We start from the raw sequence: 16,909 nt of genomic DNA, 5'->3' as shown, positions 1-16,909 counted from the left end.
GCTCGCTAATCTGCGAGCCTTTTTCTTTCTATACAACAACATGGAAATCAATCTTCATCCATTTCCATAATTAAATTAGCAATTAAAGCGGTCCAGCCAGTTTGGTGAGATGCTCCTAAGCCTTTACCATTATCACCATCAAAAAACTCATAAAATAAATGTTCATTTTTAAAATGTTCGTCTTTGGTAAACATATGAGAATCATCATCTGAATGATATTGAAATTTCCCTTCTTTATTTGGTTCAAAAAGTTTCACCAAACGTTTAGTTAACTCATTAGAAATCTGTTTTAAATTCAATTTATTTCCTGAACCGGTCGGATATTCATAAGTATAGGTATCGCCGTAATAACTGTAATATTTTCGAAGCGAACGAATAATGATATAGTTCAAAGGCATCCAGATCGGGCCGCGCCAGTTTGAATTTCCTCCAAACATATTCGTTCTACTCTCGCCGGATTCATATTGGATTTGATGACGCCCGTAATGTTCAAACACAAACGGATGCTTTTCATGATACTTCGATAAGGAACGAATCCCGTAATCGGACAAAAATTCTTCTTCATCCAGCATACGTTTTAATAAATGCTCCAATCGGAAACCGCGCATAATGGAAAATAAATGATAACCGTCTTTATTAATTTTCTCAATATTTGATATTAATGAAGCTAAATCTGGACGCGTTCTAACAATTTCAGCAGCTCGAATTTTAAACTCTTTCAGCTCTTCGAATAAATCTCTATGAATAATTTCAACGGCAAATAAAGGAATGATTCCAACCAGCGATCGCACCTTTAAACGTTCGGTGGCACCAGATTCCATTTCAACCACATCATAATAGAAATTATCTTCATCATCCCAGAGTGAAATATCTTTTTGACCAATATGATGCATAGCCCAGGCAATGTTTAAAAAGTGTCTAAAAAACTTCGCTGCAACCTCCTCATAAATCTTATTGGTTTTAGCCAATTCTAAAGACATGCGCAGCATATTAATGGTAAACAGTGCCATCCAACTAGTCGCATCGGCCTGCTGCATTCTGGTAATGCCCGGCGGCATGTGGTTACGGTCGAACACCCCGATATTATCTAAACCTAAAAATCCGCCTTCAAACAAATCGATGCCGTTTTTGTCTTTTTGGTTTACCCACCAGGTGAAATTAATGAGTAACTTTTGAAACACCTTTTCTAAAAAAGCCGTATCTCCTACTCCTGTATATTCTTTATCTTTTTCATAAACATTCCATACCGCCCAGGAATGTACCGGTGGATTCACATCACTAAAGTTCCACTCGTAAGCAGGTATTTGTCCGTTAGGATGCATGTAACTTTCCTGAAGCACCAATAAAAGCTGCTCCTTTGCGAAATACGGATCAATCTCTACAAATGATACCATGTGAAAAGCCAAATCCCAGGCGGCATACCACGGATATTCCCATTTGTCTGGCATAGAAATAACGTGCCTATTGGTTAAATGCTGCCAACTGTAGTTTCTTAAATTCACGCGATTGGGCTTCGCTTCTCCGGGTCCGCCAAACAACCATTTAAACACATCATAATAATAAAACTGTTTAGTCCATAACAAGCCTGAAAATGCTGCTTTAGCCACCTTTTGATGCGACTCCGGAACATCAGACTCAATAGTTTCACTATAAAAAGCTTCACATTCCTGTTGTCTTAAATTGAAAACGTCATCAAAATCAACAAAAGGCGATTCAATTTTGTTCTTGCTCAATCGAACCCTTACACTTCGCTCCTCTCCCGGTTTTAATTTAAATTGATACCAAATTGCCAGTTTCGATCCTGTTTTATCTGGGTTCACAGAAGCTTCTCCTTCTATCACATGATTATTAATACCATCTTTAACGTAAGGCACGTCGTTTGGCACATTGTAAATGCGTGTATTATTAGTTTCATTTTCACAAAACAACTGCTCTCCACCTTCATGATAAAAATAATAACGCCCGTTACGGATGCTTCTTGCCAAAACCGCATTCTCCTGCGAGCCTTGTTTCATACTGGGACGTTCAAAACGTTTGTTGTGCTTCCAGAAATTACGATACCATAAATGTGGTAACACATGGATATCGGCGGATTTACTTCCACGATTAACCACAGTCACTTTAAGTAGAATATCATCTACATCAGCCTTTGCATATTCAATATAGCAATCGAAATACGCATTATCCTTAAAGCATCCGGTATCCAGTAATTCATATTCCGAATCGTCCCGGCTACGTCGATTTCGCTCTACCAAATCGCTGTACGGAAATGCATTCTGTGGGTATTTATAAAGGTATTTGCAATAAGAATGTGTAGGTGTTGACACCTGATGAAAATAGAGTTCTTTTACATCTTCACCATGATTACCCTGATTGTTGGTTAAACCAAATAAGCGTTCTTTTAAAATCGTATCATTACCATTCCAGAAAGCCGGAGCTAAACATAAAATTTCTCGAGAATCACAAAAGCCACCGATGCCTTCTTCTCCCCAGCGAAACGCATTACTACGCGCTTTATCATGATCGATAAATTCCCAAGATTCACCATATAGACTATAATCTTCTCTTACAGTTCCCCATTGCCTTTCTGCTAAATAAGGCCCCCATTTTTTCCAGTTTCTATAAGCATCTCCTACATCTAATCGCTTTGCTTCAGGACCTTTTTGTTTCATATAAATTTGTACTTTTTATTAGATATAAACCTGTATATCAATTGGTAATTTCTCAATAAAGGCATACTTAAATTTAAGTCTTTTATTCAAAAAAATCAGATAACGCCAAAGAATTAGCTAATTGACTTTATTTAGGGGATTCTTTTATTATCTCGACAAAAAACAGAAGTAAAAAATTAAGGAAGTCTAATTCATTTAAATTCATATGTGTTTAAAAATGATGCTATATTTGAATTATGCAAGATCGAAAACCGTTTACAAAATATCAGAATACAGGAATTATTTTGACCCTAGCCTGTTTGTTACTGTATTTTGTTTTCGCATACTATTTGGCCCGGACAGATTACACAACACTAATTATTCTGTATAGCATTTTATTCTTGCTTTTTTATAAACTTGTTAACATTTTTAAAACCAACACCAGGTTATTAACAGGTTTTGCTTTTGCCTTTCGGGCTATGTTTATTCTCGCCATTCCCAATTTGTCTCAGGACTTCTATCGGTTTATATGGGATGGCAGGCTGCTTTTAGAAGGCTACAATCCTTATTTATTTACAGTAGATTCTTTTATCTCCAAAGGTGAACATCCTGTTGCGCAAGCTGAAACATTGTTTAAAGGTATGGGCGAACTTAACGCAAGCCATTTTACCAATTATCCACCGTTAAACCAATTGTGTTTTCTTATTGCCGCTCTGTTTGCTAAAACCAGTATTTTAGGTTCTGTAATCGTGATGCGGCTACTTATTATCGCCGCCGATTTTGGCACACTTTACTTCGGAAAACGACTTTTAAAACTTATCAACACACCTGTTTATAACCTGTTTTGGTATATTTTAAATCCGTTTATCATCATTGAATTAACAGGAAATCTTCATTTTGAAGGCGTCATGATTTTCTTTTTAATCTGGAGTTTATATTTACTTTCTAAAGGCAAATGGATTTTAGCTGCTGTTATTTTTTCGTTTTCAGTTTCTATAAAACTGATTCCATTGATATTTTTACCTCTCATTTTCAAATGGTTTACAAATAGACATTCAACAAAAACTTTAGGATTTGTCAAACTTCTGAGTTTTTATGGTATTGTTGGCTTGGTTTCTGTCTTGCTTTTTTCACCTTTCTTGTCTACAAATTTTGTTAATAACTACACGCAAACCGTAGGCTTATGGTTTCAACGTTTTGAATTCAATGCTAGTTTATATTATATCGCTCGTGCCATTGGATACACCTTTAGAGGTTATAACGAAATCGCCATCATAGGGAAATATATTCCGGTTTTAGTTATTGGATTTGTTCTATTCATGACTTTTTTCAGGAAAAACCAAACCCTACCACAACTAATATCCAGTATGTTATTGGTCCTGAGTTTTTACTATTTTACAGCTACAACGGTGCATCCTTGGTACATTGCTACACTTTTAATACTATCAGTCTTTACAAACTATAAATTCCCTTTGGTGTGGAGTTTCGCTATTATTTTAAGTTATTTAGCCTATGTCAATACAAATAACATTGAAAACTTATGGATTATAGGACTGGAATACCTGATTGTTTATAGCGTATTTATATGGGAGGCGATTTTAAAGAAACCTTTAGGACAAAAAAAGTCTGCCATTAATGAAATAGCAGACTTATAATCTTTTGAATTTATTTACAAAGTTGTATTAAAGTGGTTTTAAACTTTCAATTCTGTAAATACTGATTTCTTCATCATCATCTTCAAAATCTTCAACAAAAGTTATTCTAAACTCCTGATCAATATAACTTTTATCGTTTTTTAAATCGTATTGTTTTAGCACTCTTGGATGTACTTCTTCGAACACCAATTCCTCTCCATTTTCAAACCAAAAAGTATAATACCCTTTTTTGTAAGACTTAAAAACAGCTGTTCTCATTTTACACTACAATTGATTAATCGTTATCATCGTCATCTTCCTCGTCGTCGTCAGCTACATCATTAGTAGCTTCGTCATCATCGTCGTCGTCATCAGCATCGGCATCCTCAACTTTCACACCTTCAAAATCTACATCAGAATCACCAGCTGTATCAGTATCATCATCACCAAAGTCTTCCATTGCTTGTACAAGACGTTTACCAACTTTTACTAAATAAATAGTATCATCGGTACGTACCTCAACCGCCTCAATAATTTCATTTTGAGCATTTCTAAATGAAATTACATCGGTGTCATCATATCCATCAGGAAATTTCTCAACAAGAAGATTTAAGATATCCTGATTCAACTTTTTGTAATCTACAATTTTACGTAACATTTTATTTTTTAAGGGTTGGTTATATTATTGATCTAACAAATATGCAAAAATTAACGGTGCAACAATAGTTGCATCACTTTCTATTATAAACTTAGGCGTATCGATATCTAATTTACCCCAAGTAATTTTTTCGTTTGGCACAGCTCCTGAGTACGATCCGTAACTTGTGGTCGAATCACTAATCTGGCAGAAATAACTCCAAAACGGAATGTTATGCATTTCCATATCTTGATATAACATAGGCACCACACAGATTGGAAAATCTCCGGCTATACCTCCACCAATCTGGAAGAATCCTACGCCTTTACCTGAAGAATTTTTTGGATACCAATCGGCTAACCACATCATGTATTCTATACCACTCTTCATGGTCGTAGCTTTAAATTCTCCTTTAATACAATATGAAGCAAAAATATTACCCATAGTACTGTCTTCCCATCCCGGAACTACTATTGGTAGGTTTTTCTCGGCAGCAGCAATCATCCAAGAATCTTTAGGGTCAATCTCATAATATTGCTCTAAAACTCCTGAGTTTAACATTTGATACATGAATTCATGTGGAAAATAACGCTCGCCAGATTTATCGGCTTTATTCCAGATATCGTATAAATGTGATTGTAATCTTCTGAATGCTTCTTCTTCAGGAATACAAGTATCTGTTACGCGATTATAATGATTCTCTAATAAATCCCATTCCTCCTGTGGTGATAAATCGCGGTAGTTTGGCACACGTTTGTATGAATTGTGAGCCACTAAATTCATAATATCTTCTTCAAGATTTGCTCCAGTACATGATATAATATGCACTTTATCCTGACGAATCATTTCTGCTAACGATTTACCTAATTCGGCAGTACTCATCGCACCAGCCAACGTCACCATCATTTTTCCACCTTCCAGCAAGTGTGTTTCATAACCTTTTGCTGCATCTACTAAAGCAGCTGCGTTAAAGTGTAAATAATTCTTTTCTATAAATTGCGATATAGGTCCTTTAGTACTCATCGTCCTCGTTAAATTTTGATATATTATTTTTTTGTTTCGAATTGTCGTAAGTGTTATCGTAATCATCACCTACTTCTTCATCCATAAATTTATAACTTAACATCTTATAATACAATTTTGCTGCTAAGAAATCTGATGCTTTTTGTTGTGGGTTCGGGCACAGTTCTACTATATCGAATCCTACCACATTTTTTTCAGCAAATACCTGCTTTAAAAACTCTAAGGTTTCATACCAGAATAAACCTCCTGGCATTGGTGAAGCGGTATTGGGCATTATGGAAATATCTAATGCATTTAAGTTGAAATTAATAAATACATTATCGGTCATTTGATCAATAGCTGAATCGGTCCATGAATCATCTATCGCCATTTCATGTGCGAAATAGATTTTTTCTTCGTCTACTACCGTCTTTTCAGTCACACTCATAGAACGTACACCCACTTGAATTAAATTGGTAAACTGACTCGCTTCATAAACCGCACAAGCCTTGTTTAAAACACTTCCGTTGTTACTTTTACGCACATTGGCATGAGCGCCTAAATGTAAAACCGTTAAACTCGGATACATCTCGTTAAATGCTCGTATAGCCCCTATAGATGTAGTGTGTTCGCCTCCAAAAAGCGTTACAAATTTATTTTTTTTGATGTATTTTTTAACATTTTGATGAACAGCCTCTACCATCGCTTCTGCTAAATCATCTGAAATGGTTTCTGTTAAATGTATCCCTTGCTGATATACTTCTGTATTAGTTTCAATATCGTAAAGCTCCATGTGTCCAGAAGCAGCTAAAAAGGCTTCGAATCCATAAGCACTTCCTTTTTGCACTGTATTTGAATCTTCAAAAGACACAGGTACTAAAACTATTTTAGCACTGTCTAACTTCCCTAAATCTTCAGAGATATTAGCATAAGTGTTAGTTTTCATAACCTAATATTTTAAGTAAGTCTTCACTTTTTTGTTGTTCACTAAATAATGACGTTGTAATATTACCATCTTCATCTCTGTCGATCAAAATATGCTTTGGTGACGGAATTAAACAGTGTTGTAAACCGCCAAAACCACCAATAGTTTCCTGATAAGCTCCGGTATTAAAGAAACCTAAATACAACGGCTTTTCCTTGTTATATTTTGGCAGATAAATAGCATTCATATGCTGTTCACTGTTGTAATAATCGTCGCTATCGCAGGTTAAACCACCTAATAATACACGTTCGTAACTATCGTGCCAACGGTTAATTGGCAATAATATAAAACGTTTATTAATTGCCCAAGTATCTGGTAAGGTTGTAATAAACGATGAATTAATCATGTTCCACTTCTCACGGTCGTTTTGTTGTTTTTGGTATAGGACTTCGTAAATAGCTCCACCACTTTCACCTACTGTAAAGCTTCCAAATTCTGTAAAAATGTGTGGTACTGGCACCTCTTCATCTTCACAAGCCAATTTAATCTGGTTAATGATTTCATCAACCATATATTCGTAATCAAAATCGAATGCTAAAGAATTCTTGATTGGGAATCCTCCTCCAATATTTAAACTGTCTAACGACGGACAAATCTTTTTAAGACTTGTGTATACTTTTAAACATTTATGTAACTCATTCCAATAATACGCATTATCGCGAATACCTGTATTAATAAAAAAGTGTAACATTTTAAGTTTTACTTTTTTATTCCCTTGAATTTGATTTTTGTAAAATGGTACAATGTTTTTGTATCCAATACCCAATCTTGAGGTATAAAACTCGAATTTTGGTTCTTCCTCTGATGCAATACGAATCCCTACGTTAAATTTACCTTCAATCTCCTGAGATAGTAAATCTAACTCCTCGTAGTTATCAATAATTGGAATGGCATTTTTATGACCATTGTTAATAAGTCTCGCAATATTGGTTACATACTGCGAACGCTTAAATCCGTTACTAATTACATAAGTCTCGTCGGTAATTTTACCTTCTTTCTTAAGGTTTTCTACAATATCAATATCGAAAGCCGAAGAGGTTTCAATATGAATATCGTTCTTTAATGCTTCGTTTAATACGTGCTTAAAGTGCGAGCTTTTTGTACAATAGCAGTAGTGGTATTTACCTTTATACTTATTGTTCTTTAACGCTTTTTTAAACCAGCCTTTTGCCTTGTTAATATTATTTGAAATTTGAGGCAAATAGGTAAATTTTAAAGGCGCGCCGTATTCCTCTACTAACGCCATTAAATCTATATCGTGAAACTGTAATTGTTTTTCTTCCAGTTTAAACTCTTCTTGTGGAAAATCGAATGTTTGACTGATTAAATCGATGTACTTGGTATTCATTATTTTATTTTAAATATTTTAAAAATGAGAATTATAATATAATTCATTATTAAGTCAATATCAAATAAAATATATCAAACCTGCAGTTGAGGATGAGTCGTAGGAATAAAGCCAAACAAATGTTGACTTAAAAAAATGTAACACGCGGAAGCTAGCTCTAAAATTCGGTTACTTAATCTATAAGCTGCTCTTGAAAATGACTCCCTCTTGTTCAAAAGCCCGAACGTAAAAACAGATTTCAATTGTTCAGCTAAATAAGTTACAAATGAAATACAAAAAAATGAATTTCAAACTCTTTTGAATATTTTTTTTGAATATTTTTTTAGTCAGCAAATACGGGGTATTCCACGCGTATCGTGCTTTCAGCCGCTTTTTATGTTTTAAATTTCAACACAAAGAACCATCTGTTTTGATCAAAAAAAGACCAGCAAATTAATATTTACTGGTCTGTTATTCTTTTATACTGGTTTTTAAACCCTTACAGCATTTTTAAACTATTGAGTTCCTGCTCGGTTAAATGTTTCCAGTGTCCTCTTGGAATATCCTTTTTGGTTAAGTGTGCAATGGCAACACAATCTAAACTTACGATATCGTAATTTAGATGTTCAAAAATAGTTCGGATAATGGTATTTCCGGTATTCTTAATTTTCAAACCGATTTCCTTTTTTGAAGCCCCATCGATATAACTAATCTCTTCAACAGCGACTAATTTATCTTCGATTTTAAACCCAGCCTGAATCTTTTTTAAATCTTCTAGCTTTAAGTTTTTACTTAATTCAATATGAAATAAACGCGGCACACCATTTTTAGAATTGGTAAATTTGTTCATAATGGCCTCGTCGTTGGTAAATAAAATCAACCCTTTTGAATTTCTACCTAAACGACCAATGGGTTTTATTCTAGAACTGGTCGCATTAGCCACTAAATCCATTACCGTTCTACCTTTACCTTCACTCGTTGTCGTTGCAAAACCTTTTGGCTTATTTAACAACACATAAGCTTTTTTCTCCGGATTAATACGCGAACCATCGTAACGCACTTCGTCTCCTGGCTTCACCTTATAACCCATTTCGGTAACTACTACTCCATTTACAGTTACCAATCCGGTTGCGATATGAACATCGGCTTCTCTTCGAGAACACATCCCCGAATTAGCCACATACTTATTTAAACGAATTTCATCTGAATTCGATACTTTTTGATTCGAGCTTGTCTTTTTTACAGGCGCATTTCCTCTGGCAAAGCTTTTGGTTTTAGAATTCGATGTCCCTCGACTTGCATTCTTTTTTACTCCACTTTGCTGCCCTCTTCCTGAAGGTTTTCCTTTTTTATTTGTCCCTTGTTGTCTGCTCATTACTACTTATTATTTTGTGCAAAGATAATCTATAATTCTTTGCCTATCGCATTAATGCAATTTTATTCAAAACCAAAGAAATGTCTATTAGCGGAATACTAAAAACACCGGCCAGAATGATAAATTTTATAATATTATGAAGAATTAAATACTGAAGTTTACTATTCGACTTCCACAGTAAAAACTGAAATACGATGAGCAATAAGATGCTGGCATAAAAGAAATAACTCATTTTCCCGACATGAAATTTGTTTATTAATAAATATGCTGGAATTACGGTTAACACACCAAGAATAGTGAGCATAATTTTTGATGCCGTCTCGCCATAAACAATGGGAATGGTTTTATAATCCTGGGCTAAATCGCCCTTAATATTTTCCAAATCCTTGGTAAGTTCGCGCATTGAAATCATCAAAAACAAAAACATGGCATGTACAAAAATAACATGCTCGAAGTTTTTATAATAAATAAATATGATGAAAAACGGTGTTATCGTAAGAATCGCCGACGTTAAATTTCCAATAAATGGTAACTTTTTCAACTTATGTGAATAAAACCAAATTCCAAAAATATATACTGAAAAGAACACTACAGCGCGAAACGACACATAACTTGCTAAAATAACTGCCAAAAAATTCAACACAAAATAGAATGACAATTTGGTATTCTGACTTACCAAACGATCTAACATCGATTTTTGCGGCCGGTTGATTAAATCTTTTTCAGAATCATAAAAATTATTGATGATGTAACCTCCTGCAATCGTCATGGCACTCGCCATCACTAACATGAATAAATTTAAGTCGAAAACCACTTCTTTCAAAGCCAAATGATTCCCTAGAATGTAGATACTTGCCAAATACTGAGCGATAACAACAATAAGAATATTGTAGCCACGAACCACGGAAAACATACCAAAAAATTTAATTAATATATGTTTCTGTCTTCGGTTAAGCATAGCATCATAAATGTTTATGAGATTCTGAAGAACGTTTCAGAATGACAGAAATTTTAGAAATTGTAAACCACTTCCAGTTTGTAATCAGAAAGGGCCGATTTGGCTTTTTCAATATCTTCGGTAAATCCTAGAATATAGCCACCACCACCTGAACCACAAAGTTTCAAGTAGTAATCATTAGTCTCTAATCCTTTTTTCCAAAGTTCATGAAATTGTTTTGGAATCATTGGCTTAAAGTTGCTTAATACTACTTTAGACAATTGCTTTGTATTTTGAAATAGCGACTTTATATCGCCTTTTAAAAAATCGTCCACACAGGCATCGGTATGTTTTATAAACTGATCTTTAAGCATACTACGGAAACCTTCCTGCTTCATATTTTCCATAAAAATACTAATCATTGGAGCGGTTTCTCCAACAATACCACTATCTAATAAAAACACAGCGCCTTTACCATCTAATTTTTGAGAGGGAATCCCTGTGGCTTCAATATTATCTTTTGAGTTGATTAAAATTGGAATGCTTAAATAACTGTTTAAAGGATCTAAACCTGATGATTTTCCATGAAAAAACGACTCCATTTCAGAGAAAATTGTTTTTAATTGCAATAGTTTCTCTCGGGTTAAATTTTCTAAAACCGTGATTTTTTCCTGAGCGTAATTGTAATAAATTGCAGCAACTAAAGCACCACTACTTCCAACGCCATACCCTTGCGGAATAGACGAATCGAAATACATACCTTCTTCAACGTCTTTCTTTAAAGCAGTAATATCGAACGTTACTAACTCCGGATTTATGGTTTCTAAATAATCGGCAAATCGCTTTAAGCTTTTATTGGATTGAATAGCCTCATCAGAAGGATTCTCTGAAACTTTAAGAGCCCCGTTATAAAAATTATAAGGAATGGATAATCCTTTAGAATCTTTGATGATACCATACTCACCAAAAAGTAAAATTTTCGAGTAAAAAAGAGGTCCTTTCATAAGTTATCTTCAATTAGCTATACGCTTAAAACCAATATTTTAAGCAAATATACGAATATTATTGCACTTGTTTTGCACCAAAACCTATCTGGTCGCAAATATATTGTTCGTTTTGACAATATACAACTAACTCGTTTTTAATAAAATCTAAGATTTCTTCTGATTCTTGCTTCGGATATAATACGTGTACATTCGCTCCAGCATCTAAAGTAAATCCAATATGCAATCCTGTCTCTTTTCTAAACGCCCAGATTTTATTGATGATTTCTAAAGTGTTTGGTTTCATCAAAATAAAATACGGCATGCTGGTCATCATCATGGCGTGGAGCGTTAAAGCTTCACTTTCAATCAAACTAATAAACGCATCCAAATCTCCAGACGCCAAAACAGGCTTTAATTTTCCTAAATTATCATGCGCCTGAGCAAATCGGTTTTGTGCATACGGATGATTAAACATTAAGTTATGCCCTACCGTACTGCTTACTTGTTTTTCACCCTTATCAACCAACAAAATCGTGTCCTGATACTCTTTAAAGTTCTCATGAACCACATAAGGATATTTTACTCCGAACAAATCACTACTTCCTTCAACGACTTCATTTGCTCCCCAAACAATTAAGTCTCCTTCAATACTTCGACAAGCACTCCCTGAACCCAAACGAGCTAAAAACGAGGCTTTTTGATTGAAATATTTTTCTGAAAGCTCTTCGGAAGTCAACTGTTTTTCAATACTCATTAAGCACAAAGCCATCGCACTCATACCACTTGCTGATGATGCAATCCCAGAACTATGAGGAAAGGTATTTCGGGTTTCAACAACAAATTTATAATCTTTCAAAAACGGCAGATAAGCTTCTACTCGCTTAAAAAACGTTTCAATTTTCGGTTTAAAATCATTCTTTTTTTCACCATCTAAATACACTTCAAAATCAAAATCAGAGGTGTCTTCCTTTTTTGCGTAAGTTAAAGTTGTGATAGTTTTACAATTATTCAAAGTAAAACTAATAGATGGATTTTCCGGAATTTGATCCTTCTTCTTTCCCCAGTATTTCACCAAAGCAATATTACTTGGCGATTCCCAGGTTACCTTACCTTGATCTAATGTTTTTGTGTATGCTTGAGGAATAAATTGTGCTTCGGTCATGTCTTAATATTCTGCCGACAAAGATAATAACTTTAGCATAGTATTGTAATTTCTTGCTGTGGCAATTACCTTTAATTTACGCTCGAAAAAATTATTATTAAACTTGGTTTTACCATATCCGTTTACACTATAAAAATAGATACAATCATCTGTGATTTTGAATTGTTCTTCGGAAGTATTTAATTGCAGAAGACCTTCAACCAAGTCCCTTTTCGGCTTATCAAACAACAACATGAAATAGCTTTTCTTTAATGCTTCTTCTGAAAACGGACTCGCCCCAAAAATTGTTTTAAAAGCTTCAGGTGTTTTAACCAAAACGGAAACCTCAAAACCGAATTGTTTAAAAATCGCTTTTGAAATACGTTCAGCAATTATCTTTTCTTCTTTTAAAGACGTTTTAAAAACCACATTACCACTTTGAATATAAGTTTGAACACCTTTAAATCCTGCTTCAGTTAGCGAAGCTCTTAACTCGGCCATTGGAATTTTATTTTGTCCGCTAAAGTTTATTCCTCGAAGTAATGCGATGTACGTTATCATTTTGAAATAGCTTTTGAAGCTATATAAGCCCCTGTCCAGGCATTCTGGAAGTTAAATCCGCCCGTCACCGCATCAATATTCAATACTTCTCCTGCAAAAAACAGATTTTCATGAAATCTACTTTCAAAGGTTTTAAAATTGATTTCCTTTAAATCTACTCCACCAGCCGTAACAAACTCGTCTTTAAAGGTACTTTTACCGTCTACATCGAAAACCGCTTTTGTTAACTGACCTGACAAAGCTTCCAATTGCTGCTTATTTAAATCGGCCCAACGGGTTTGTTCGTCCATATTTGACGCTAATACCAACTGATGCCACAAGCGTTTTGGTAAATCGAATTGCGTCGACTTAAACACCGTTTTCTTAGCTAAATCCTGTTTAAATACTTTTAATTCATCCAGACAATCTTCAAACGACTGCCTGATAAAATTGATTTGTATTTGAAACTTATAATTCAGTTTTGCCAGCTCTACCGCACCAAAAGCAGACAGCTTTAAAATAGAAGGCGCACTCATACCCCAATGTGTTATTAATAATGGCCCTTCGCTATATAAATTGGTTCCTAGCACAGTTACTTCCACATGCGAAACCACAACTCCGGGAATATCTTTTATTCGGCTATCACTAATATTAAAGGTGAATAATGATGGTACAGGCTGAGAAATAGTATGCCCTAAATTTTCGAGAAGCTTCCAAAATTTCACACTACTTCCTGTAGCGATTAACAGGGTTTTACACTGAAAATTTTTATCTTTGGTTTGCACATGAAAACCTTCATCTGAAGATTGAATATCAGAAACATTCTGACTGTACAACACCTCAACACTATATTTTTTGGCTTCATTCAGGAAGCAATCTATAATAGTTTGCGAAGTATTCGACTCCGGAAACATGCGCCCGTCGTCTTCAATTTTTAAAGGCACTCCGCGTTTTTCGAACCACTCGATGGTGTCACCTGTCATAAACTGATGGAAAGGCCCCAAAAGTTCCTTTTCACCTCGCGGATAATTCTTTATCAATTCCTGTGGAATAAACTCGGCGTGGGTTACGTTACAACGTCCGCCACCAGATATTTTCACCTTTTGAAGTCCATCTTTAGCCTTTTCTAGAATCACGACTTTTAACTCCGGATTTTGTTCTGCGATGTTGATTGCCGCAAAAAAACCAGCTGCACCACCACCAACTATAATAACATCGTATTGCTTCATATTCTATCTGGATAGTCAGAAATGATACCATCTACGCCATAACTTTTCATTCTGGCAATAGTTTCTGCATCGTTAACCGTCCACGTGTTTACTTTATACCCTTTTTGTTGGGCAAAATTAACGTTATCGCGAGTTAATAAAGCAAAATTAGGATGAATAATTTTTGAATTAATGGTTTCAGCAAATTCAATAGCCTCAGCAACATTGGCTTTCGTTAAAACGGCTAACGGTATTTCTTTATTCAATTTATAAACATCTTCCAGTTCATGATGTTGAAAACTAGACACGATAAAATCGGAATAGCTCCAACCGTTTTCATTTACATATCTTTCAATAACCTCACAAGTTTTGGTTGCAGTATGTTTTCCTTTTAACTCAATATTCAATAAACAGGCTTTGTCAATCAAATTCAAGACTTCTTCTAACGTTGGAATTTTATAATGCTCATCAACATTGAGCGCTTTAAGTTCTTTTAACGTACGTTTCCCTATTTCTCCGGTACCGTTAGTCATGCGATCTAACGTAAAATCATGAAACACAACCAACTCACCCGAAGCACACTCATGCACATCGATTTCTATACCATCCACATTAAAACTCAATGCTTTTTGTATCGACTCGATGGTATTTTCTGCCACATATGCCAAAGCCCCACGATGCCCCATTTTTAACCCTTTATAATTCATTACTTCTTTTTAATTGGTCGCATTAAACCTTCCTGAGTTACAGATGCCACAAGTTTCCCTTCACGGGTAAAAATATTACCTCGCGCAAAACCTCTAGCGCTCGAGGTGTTTGGTGACTCAATAGAATACAACATCCAATCATCGAAATCGAAATCACGAAAATACCACATCGAGTGGTCTAAACTTGCAGTTTGCGTATTACCGTAATGGGCTTTGCTGGCATGTCGATTCATAGCCGCCGCCAGAATATTATAATCTGAAATATAGGTTAGAATTTGTTGCTTAGTCGCGTGATCTAAAGTTGATGTATCTCCATTCAACTTGAACCACACATGTGTGAAGGACGGCAAATCCTCTTTGTTAAACGGATTCACCACTTCTACAGGTTTAAACTCTATTGGACGATCAACCTCAATAAAACTTTTAGTTCGTGACGGAATGGCATCACCAAACTGATTCAACATATCTGTCCAACTCAATAATTCTTCCGGTTGCTTTATACCTTCAGGCATATCGATTTGATGATTATAACCTTCTTCTTCCTTATGAAACGATGCCGACAAAATAAAAATCGTGTTTCCATTTTGAGATGCGGTTACCCGACGCACAGAAAAACTTCCGCCGTCGCGAACAATACTCACATTATACACAATAGGCTGTGTTAAATCGCCTGCTTCTAAAAAATAAGCATGCATCGAATGTAAAATGCGATCCTTCACATCGGTTCTGCTTGCCGCATTTATAGCCTGTGCTAAAACCTGACCACCAAACACATGGGGACTTCCAATAGTCACACTATTCCCCACAAAAATGGTATCTCCCGTTTTACCTAGCTTTATTAGATCTATTAATTGATTAACCGTTGTCATGCGCTCTATTTCTAATGATTCTATAAATCTAATAAATGAAAATAAGGCGACCATATTTTTTAAATACTTAATTTTGCCAAAAAATTATTGTCTATGCCCTTAAAAATTCAACACTACCTTATTATCTGTATATTTCTTGTTTCCTGCAATACAGGTAAATTACATGTTGTTGCTGATATCCCAAACGACTTAAAAGAAGTTTCGGGTAATGAAATCACTACCAATTCCGATTTAATATGGGTGATTGAAGATGCTGGAAATCGCAACAATGTTTACGGATTAAACGACAAAGGTTATATTGTAAAAGACATTGATATTAAGAACGCCAATAATATGGATTGGGAGGATTTAACTACCGACAAAGAAGGCAATCTTTATGTTGGTGATATTGGTAATAATGATAAAAACCGAAAATGGCTGAGTATCCTAAAAATATCAAATCCTGAAAATATTGATGATGAAACCACCGCTGAAGTGATTCGGTTTAAACTACCCAAAGGCGAAAGCCCAAAAGACTTTGAAGCCTTCTTTTTACGCAACGATTTCTTCTATTTGTTTAGTAAAGAACCGGGAAAATCTATTCTAATTAAGGTACCAAACGTGATTGGAAAACATACTGCCGAAATTCTTTCGGAATTCAACCTTAACGGAAAACATAACCATATAACATCCGCCGATATTAGTGATGATGGCAAAACCGTCGTTTTATTAAACCATGAAAAAGTCTGGACGCTAACCAATTTCACCGATGATAATTTCTTCAATGGAAAACTAACAAAGCTTCCTTTTGAACACGATTCACAAAAAGAAGGCGTTTGCTTTATAGACAATAACACCATTTTAATCACCGATGAGAGCAACGACGATTTCGGTAGCAATATTTATAGTTTTAAACTAAACAATTAAGAAA

The 16,909-nt window shown here is 35.0% G+C and carries 16 protein-coding genes; 2 read left to right on the top strand and 14 right to left on the bottom strand.

Annotated elements, in window-relative coordinates; translation table 11 throughout:
* Positions 1-47: 47 nt before the first annotated feature.
* Positions 48-2,672 (bottom strand): MGH1-like glycoside hydrolase domain-containing protein, encoded by a 2,625-nt coding sequence (locus tag ICJ84_RS02185; protein WP_188214720.1) that lies wholly within the window; start codon positions 2,670-2,672, stop codon positions 48-50.
* 236 nt (positions 2,673-2,908) lie between these two features.
* Between ICJ84_RS02185 and ICJ84_RS02180 the strand changes: the two genes are divergently transcribed.
* Complete coding sequence (locus ICJ84_RS02180) at positions 2,909-4,306, top strand: glycosyltransferase family 58 protein (RefSeq protein ID WP_188214719.1); 1,398 nt, start codon at positions 2,909-2,911, stop codon at positions 4,304-4,306.
* Between the two features lie 27 nt (positions 4,307-4,333).
* Here the strand turns inward: ICJ84_RS02180 and ICJ84_RS02175 are convergent, their stop codons facing one another.
* The 13 genes from ICJ84_RS02175 to ICJ84_RS02115 form a co-directional block, all read right to left on the bottom strand.
* Positions 4,334-4,564: a hypothetical protein gene (locus ICJ84_RS02175; protein WP_188214718.1), complete on the bottom strand. Its 231-nt coding sequence runs from the start codon at positions 4,562-4,564 to the stop codon at positions 4,334-4,336.
* A gap of 16 nt (positions 4,565-4,580) precedes the next feature.
* A complete protein-coding gene (locus ICJ84_RS02170) occupies positions 4,581-4,943 on the bottom strand; it encodes a hypothetical protein (RefSeq protein WP_188214717.1) in 363 nt (120 codons plus the stop codon).
* Positions 4,944-4,967: 24 nt separating this feature from the next.
* The gene (locus ICJ84_RS02165) at positions 4,968-5,945 is read right to left on the bottom strand and encodes a deoxyhypusine synthase family protein (RefSeq protein WP_188214716.1); all 978 of its coding nucleotides are present in this window, start codon (positions 5,943-5,945) and stop codon (positions 4,968-4,970) included.
* The gene (locus tag ICJ84_RS02160) at positions 5,935-6,870 is read right to left on the bottom strand and encodes an arginase family protein (RefSeq protein WP_188214715.1); all 936 of its coding nucleotides are present in this window, start codon (positions 6,868-6,870) and stop codon (positions 5,935-5,937) included. The genes ICJ84_RS02165 and ICJ84_RS02160 overlap by 11 nt, the downstream gene beginning before the upstream one ends.
* Positions 6,860-8,257 (bottom strand): type III PLP-dependent enzyme domain-containing protein, encoded by a 1,398-nt coding sequence (locus tag ICJ84_RS02155; RefSeq protein ID WP_188214714.1) that lies wholly within the window; start codon positions 8,255-8,257, stop codon positions 6,860-6,862. The genes ICJ84_RS02160 and ICJ84_RS02155 overlap by 11 nt, the downstream gene beginning before the upstream one ends.
* A gap of 478 nt (positions 8,258-8,735) precedes the next feature.
* Positions 8,736-9,611, bottom strand: coding sequence for a pseudouridine synthase (locus tag ICJ84_RS02150; protein ID WP_188214713.1), 876 nt, complete (start codon positions 9,609-9,611; stop codon positions 8,736-8,738).
* 43 nt (positions 9,612-9,654) lie between these two features.
* On the bottom strand, positions 9,655-10,569 hold the full coding sequence (locus tag ICJ84_RS02145) for a geranylgeranylglycerol-phosphate geranylgeranyltransferase (RefSeq protein WP_188214712.1): 915 nt from the start codon (positions 10,567-10,569) through the stop codon (positions 9,655-9,657).
* Between the two features lie 53 nt (positions 10,570-10,622).
* Positions 10,623-11,552 carry a mevalonate kinase family protein gene (locus ICJ84_RS02140; RefSeq protein ID WP_188214711.1) on the bottom strand — a complete coding sequence of 310 codons (930 nt, stop codon included), beginning with the start codon at positions 11,550-11,552 and terminating at the stop codon, positions 10,623-10,625.
* Positions 11,553-11,610: 58 nt separating this feature from the next.
* Complete coding sequence (locus ICJ84_RS02135; protein WP_188214710.1) at positions 11,611-12,696, bottom strand: diphosphomevalonate/mevalonate 3,5-bisphosphate decarboxylase family protein; 1,086 nt, start codon at positions 12,694-12,696, stop codon at positions 11,611-11,613.
* A gap of 3 nt (positions 12,697-12,699) precedes the next feature.
* Positions 12,700-13,236, bottom strand: coding sequence for a DUF1697 domain-containing protein (locus tag ICJ84_RS02130; protein WP_188214709.1), 537 nt, complete (start codon positions 13,234-13,236; stop codon positions 12,700-12,702).
* The gene (locus ICJ84_RS02125) at positions 13,233-14,444 is read right to left on the bottom strand and encodes a BaiN/RdsA family NAD(P)/FAD-dependent oxidoreductase (RefSeq protein WP_188214708.1); all 1,212 of its coding nucleotides are present in this window, start codon (positions 14,442-14,444) and stop codon (positions 13,233-13,235) included. Before ICJ84_RS02125 ends, ICJ84_RS02130 begins: the two co-directional genes overlap by 4 nt.
* Complete coding sequence (locus tag ICJ84_RS02120) at positions 14,441-15,130, bottom strand: glycerophosphodiester phosphodiesterase (RefSeq protein ID WP_188214707.1); 690 nt, start codon at positions 15,128-15,130, stop codon at positions 14,441-14,443. The genes ICJ84_RS02125 and ICJ84_RS02120 overlap by 4 nt, the downstream gene beginning before the upstream one ends.
* Positions 15,130-16,053 (bottom strand): acyl-CoA thioesterase, encoded by a 924-nt coding sequence (locus ICJ84_RS02115; RefSeq protein ID WP_317173638.1) that lies wholly within the window; start codon positions 16,051-16,053, stop codon positions 15,130-15,132. Before ICJ84_RS02115 ends, ICJ84_RS02120 begins: the two co-directional genes overlap by 1 nt.
* 39 nt (positions 16,054-16,092) lie before the next feature.
* Between ICJ84_RS02115 and ICJ84_RS02110 the strand changes: the two genes are divergently transcribed.
* Entirely contained in the window at positions 16,093-16,905 is an 813-nt protein-coding gene (locus ICJ84_RS02110; RefSeq protein WP_188214706.1) for a hypothetical protein, read from the top strand.
* Positions 16,906-16,909: the final 4 nt, after the last annotated feature.

The organism is Aestuariibaculum suncheonense, assembly GCF_014596935.1.
GTDB lineage: Bacteria > Bacteroidota > Bacteroidia > Flavobacteriales > Flavobacteriaceae > Aestuariibaculum > Aestuariibaculum suncheonense.
Note: the sequence above shows the minus strand (reverse complement) of the source record. Positions and strands in the feature narration are given on the sequence as shown.

What these genes read in the sequence shown, in the direction of transcription:
- ICJ84_RS02175 (WP_188214718.1), bottom strand. Translation starts at nt 4,564, where the DNA reads ATGAGAACAGCTGTTTTTAAGTCTTACAAAAAAGGGTATTATACTTTT.
- ICJ84_RS02145 (WP_188214712.1), bottom strand. Translation starts at nt 10,569, where the DNA reads ATGCTTAACCGAAGACAGAAACATATATTAATTAAATTTTTTGGTATG.
- ICJ84_RS02180 (WP_188214719.1), top strand. Translation starts at nt 2,909, where the DNA reads ATGCAAGATCGAAAACCGTTTACAAAATATCAGAATACAGGAATTATT.
- ICJ84_RS02150 (WP_188214713.1), bottom strand. Translation starts at nt 9,611, where the DNA reads ATGAGCAGACAACAAGGGACAAATAAAAAAGGAAAACCTTCAGGAAGA.
- ICJ84_RS02140 (WP_188214711.1), bottom strand. Translation starts at nt 11,552, where the DNA reads ATGAAAGGACCTCTTTTTTACTCGAAAATTTTACTTTTTGGTGAGTAT.
- ICJ84_RS02125 (WP_188214708.1), bottom strand. Translation starts at nt 14,444, where the DNA reads ATGAAGCAATACGATGTTATTATAGTTGGTGGTGGTGCAGCTGGTTTT.
- ICJ84_RS02155 (WP_188214714.1), bottom strand. Translation starts at nt 8,257, where the DNA reads ATGAATACCAAGTACATCGATTTAATCAGTCAAACATTCGATTTTCCA.
- ICJ84_RS02160 (WP_188214715.1), bottom strand. Translation starts at nt 6,870, where the DNA reads ATGAAAACTAACACTTATGCTAATATCTCTGAAGATTTAGGGAAGTTA.
- ICJ84_RS02170 (WP_188214717.1), bottom strand. Translation starts at nt 4,943, where the DNA reads ATGTTACGTAAAATTGTAGATTACAAAAAGTTGAATCAGGATATCTTA.
- ICJ84_RS02185 (WP_188214720.1), bottom strand. Translation starts at nt 2,672, where the DNA reads ATGAAACAAAAAGGTCCTGAAGCAAAGCGATTAGATGTAGGAGATGCT.
- ICJ84_RS02130 (WP_188214709.1), bottom strand. Translation starts at nt 13,236, where the DNA reads ATGATAACGTACATCGCATTACTTCGAGGAATAAACTTTAGCGGACAA.
- ICJ84_RS02115 (WP_317173638.1), bottom strand. Translation starts at nt 16,053, where the DNA reads ATGGTCGCCTTATTTTCATTTATTAGATTTATAGAATCATTAGAAATA.
- ICJ84_RS02120 (WP_188214707.1), bottom strand. Translation starts at nt 15,130, where the DNA reads ATGAATTATAAAGGGTTAAAAATGGGGCATCGTGGGGCTTTGGCATAT.
- ICJ84_RS02135 (WP_188214710.1), bottom strand. Translation starts at nt 12,696, where the DNA reads ATGACCGAAGCACAATTTATTCCTCAAGCATACACAAAAACATTAGAT.
- ICJ84_RS02165 (WP_188214716.1), bottom strand. Translation starts at nt 5,945, where the DNA reads ATGAGTACTAAAGGACCTATATCGCAATTTATAGAAAAGAATTATTTA.
- ICJ84_RS02110 (WP_188214706.1), top strand. Translation starts at nt 16,093, where the DNA reads ATGCCCTTAAAAATTCAACACTACCTTATTATCTGTATATTTCTTGTT.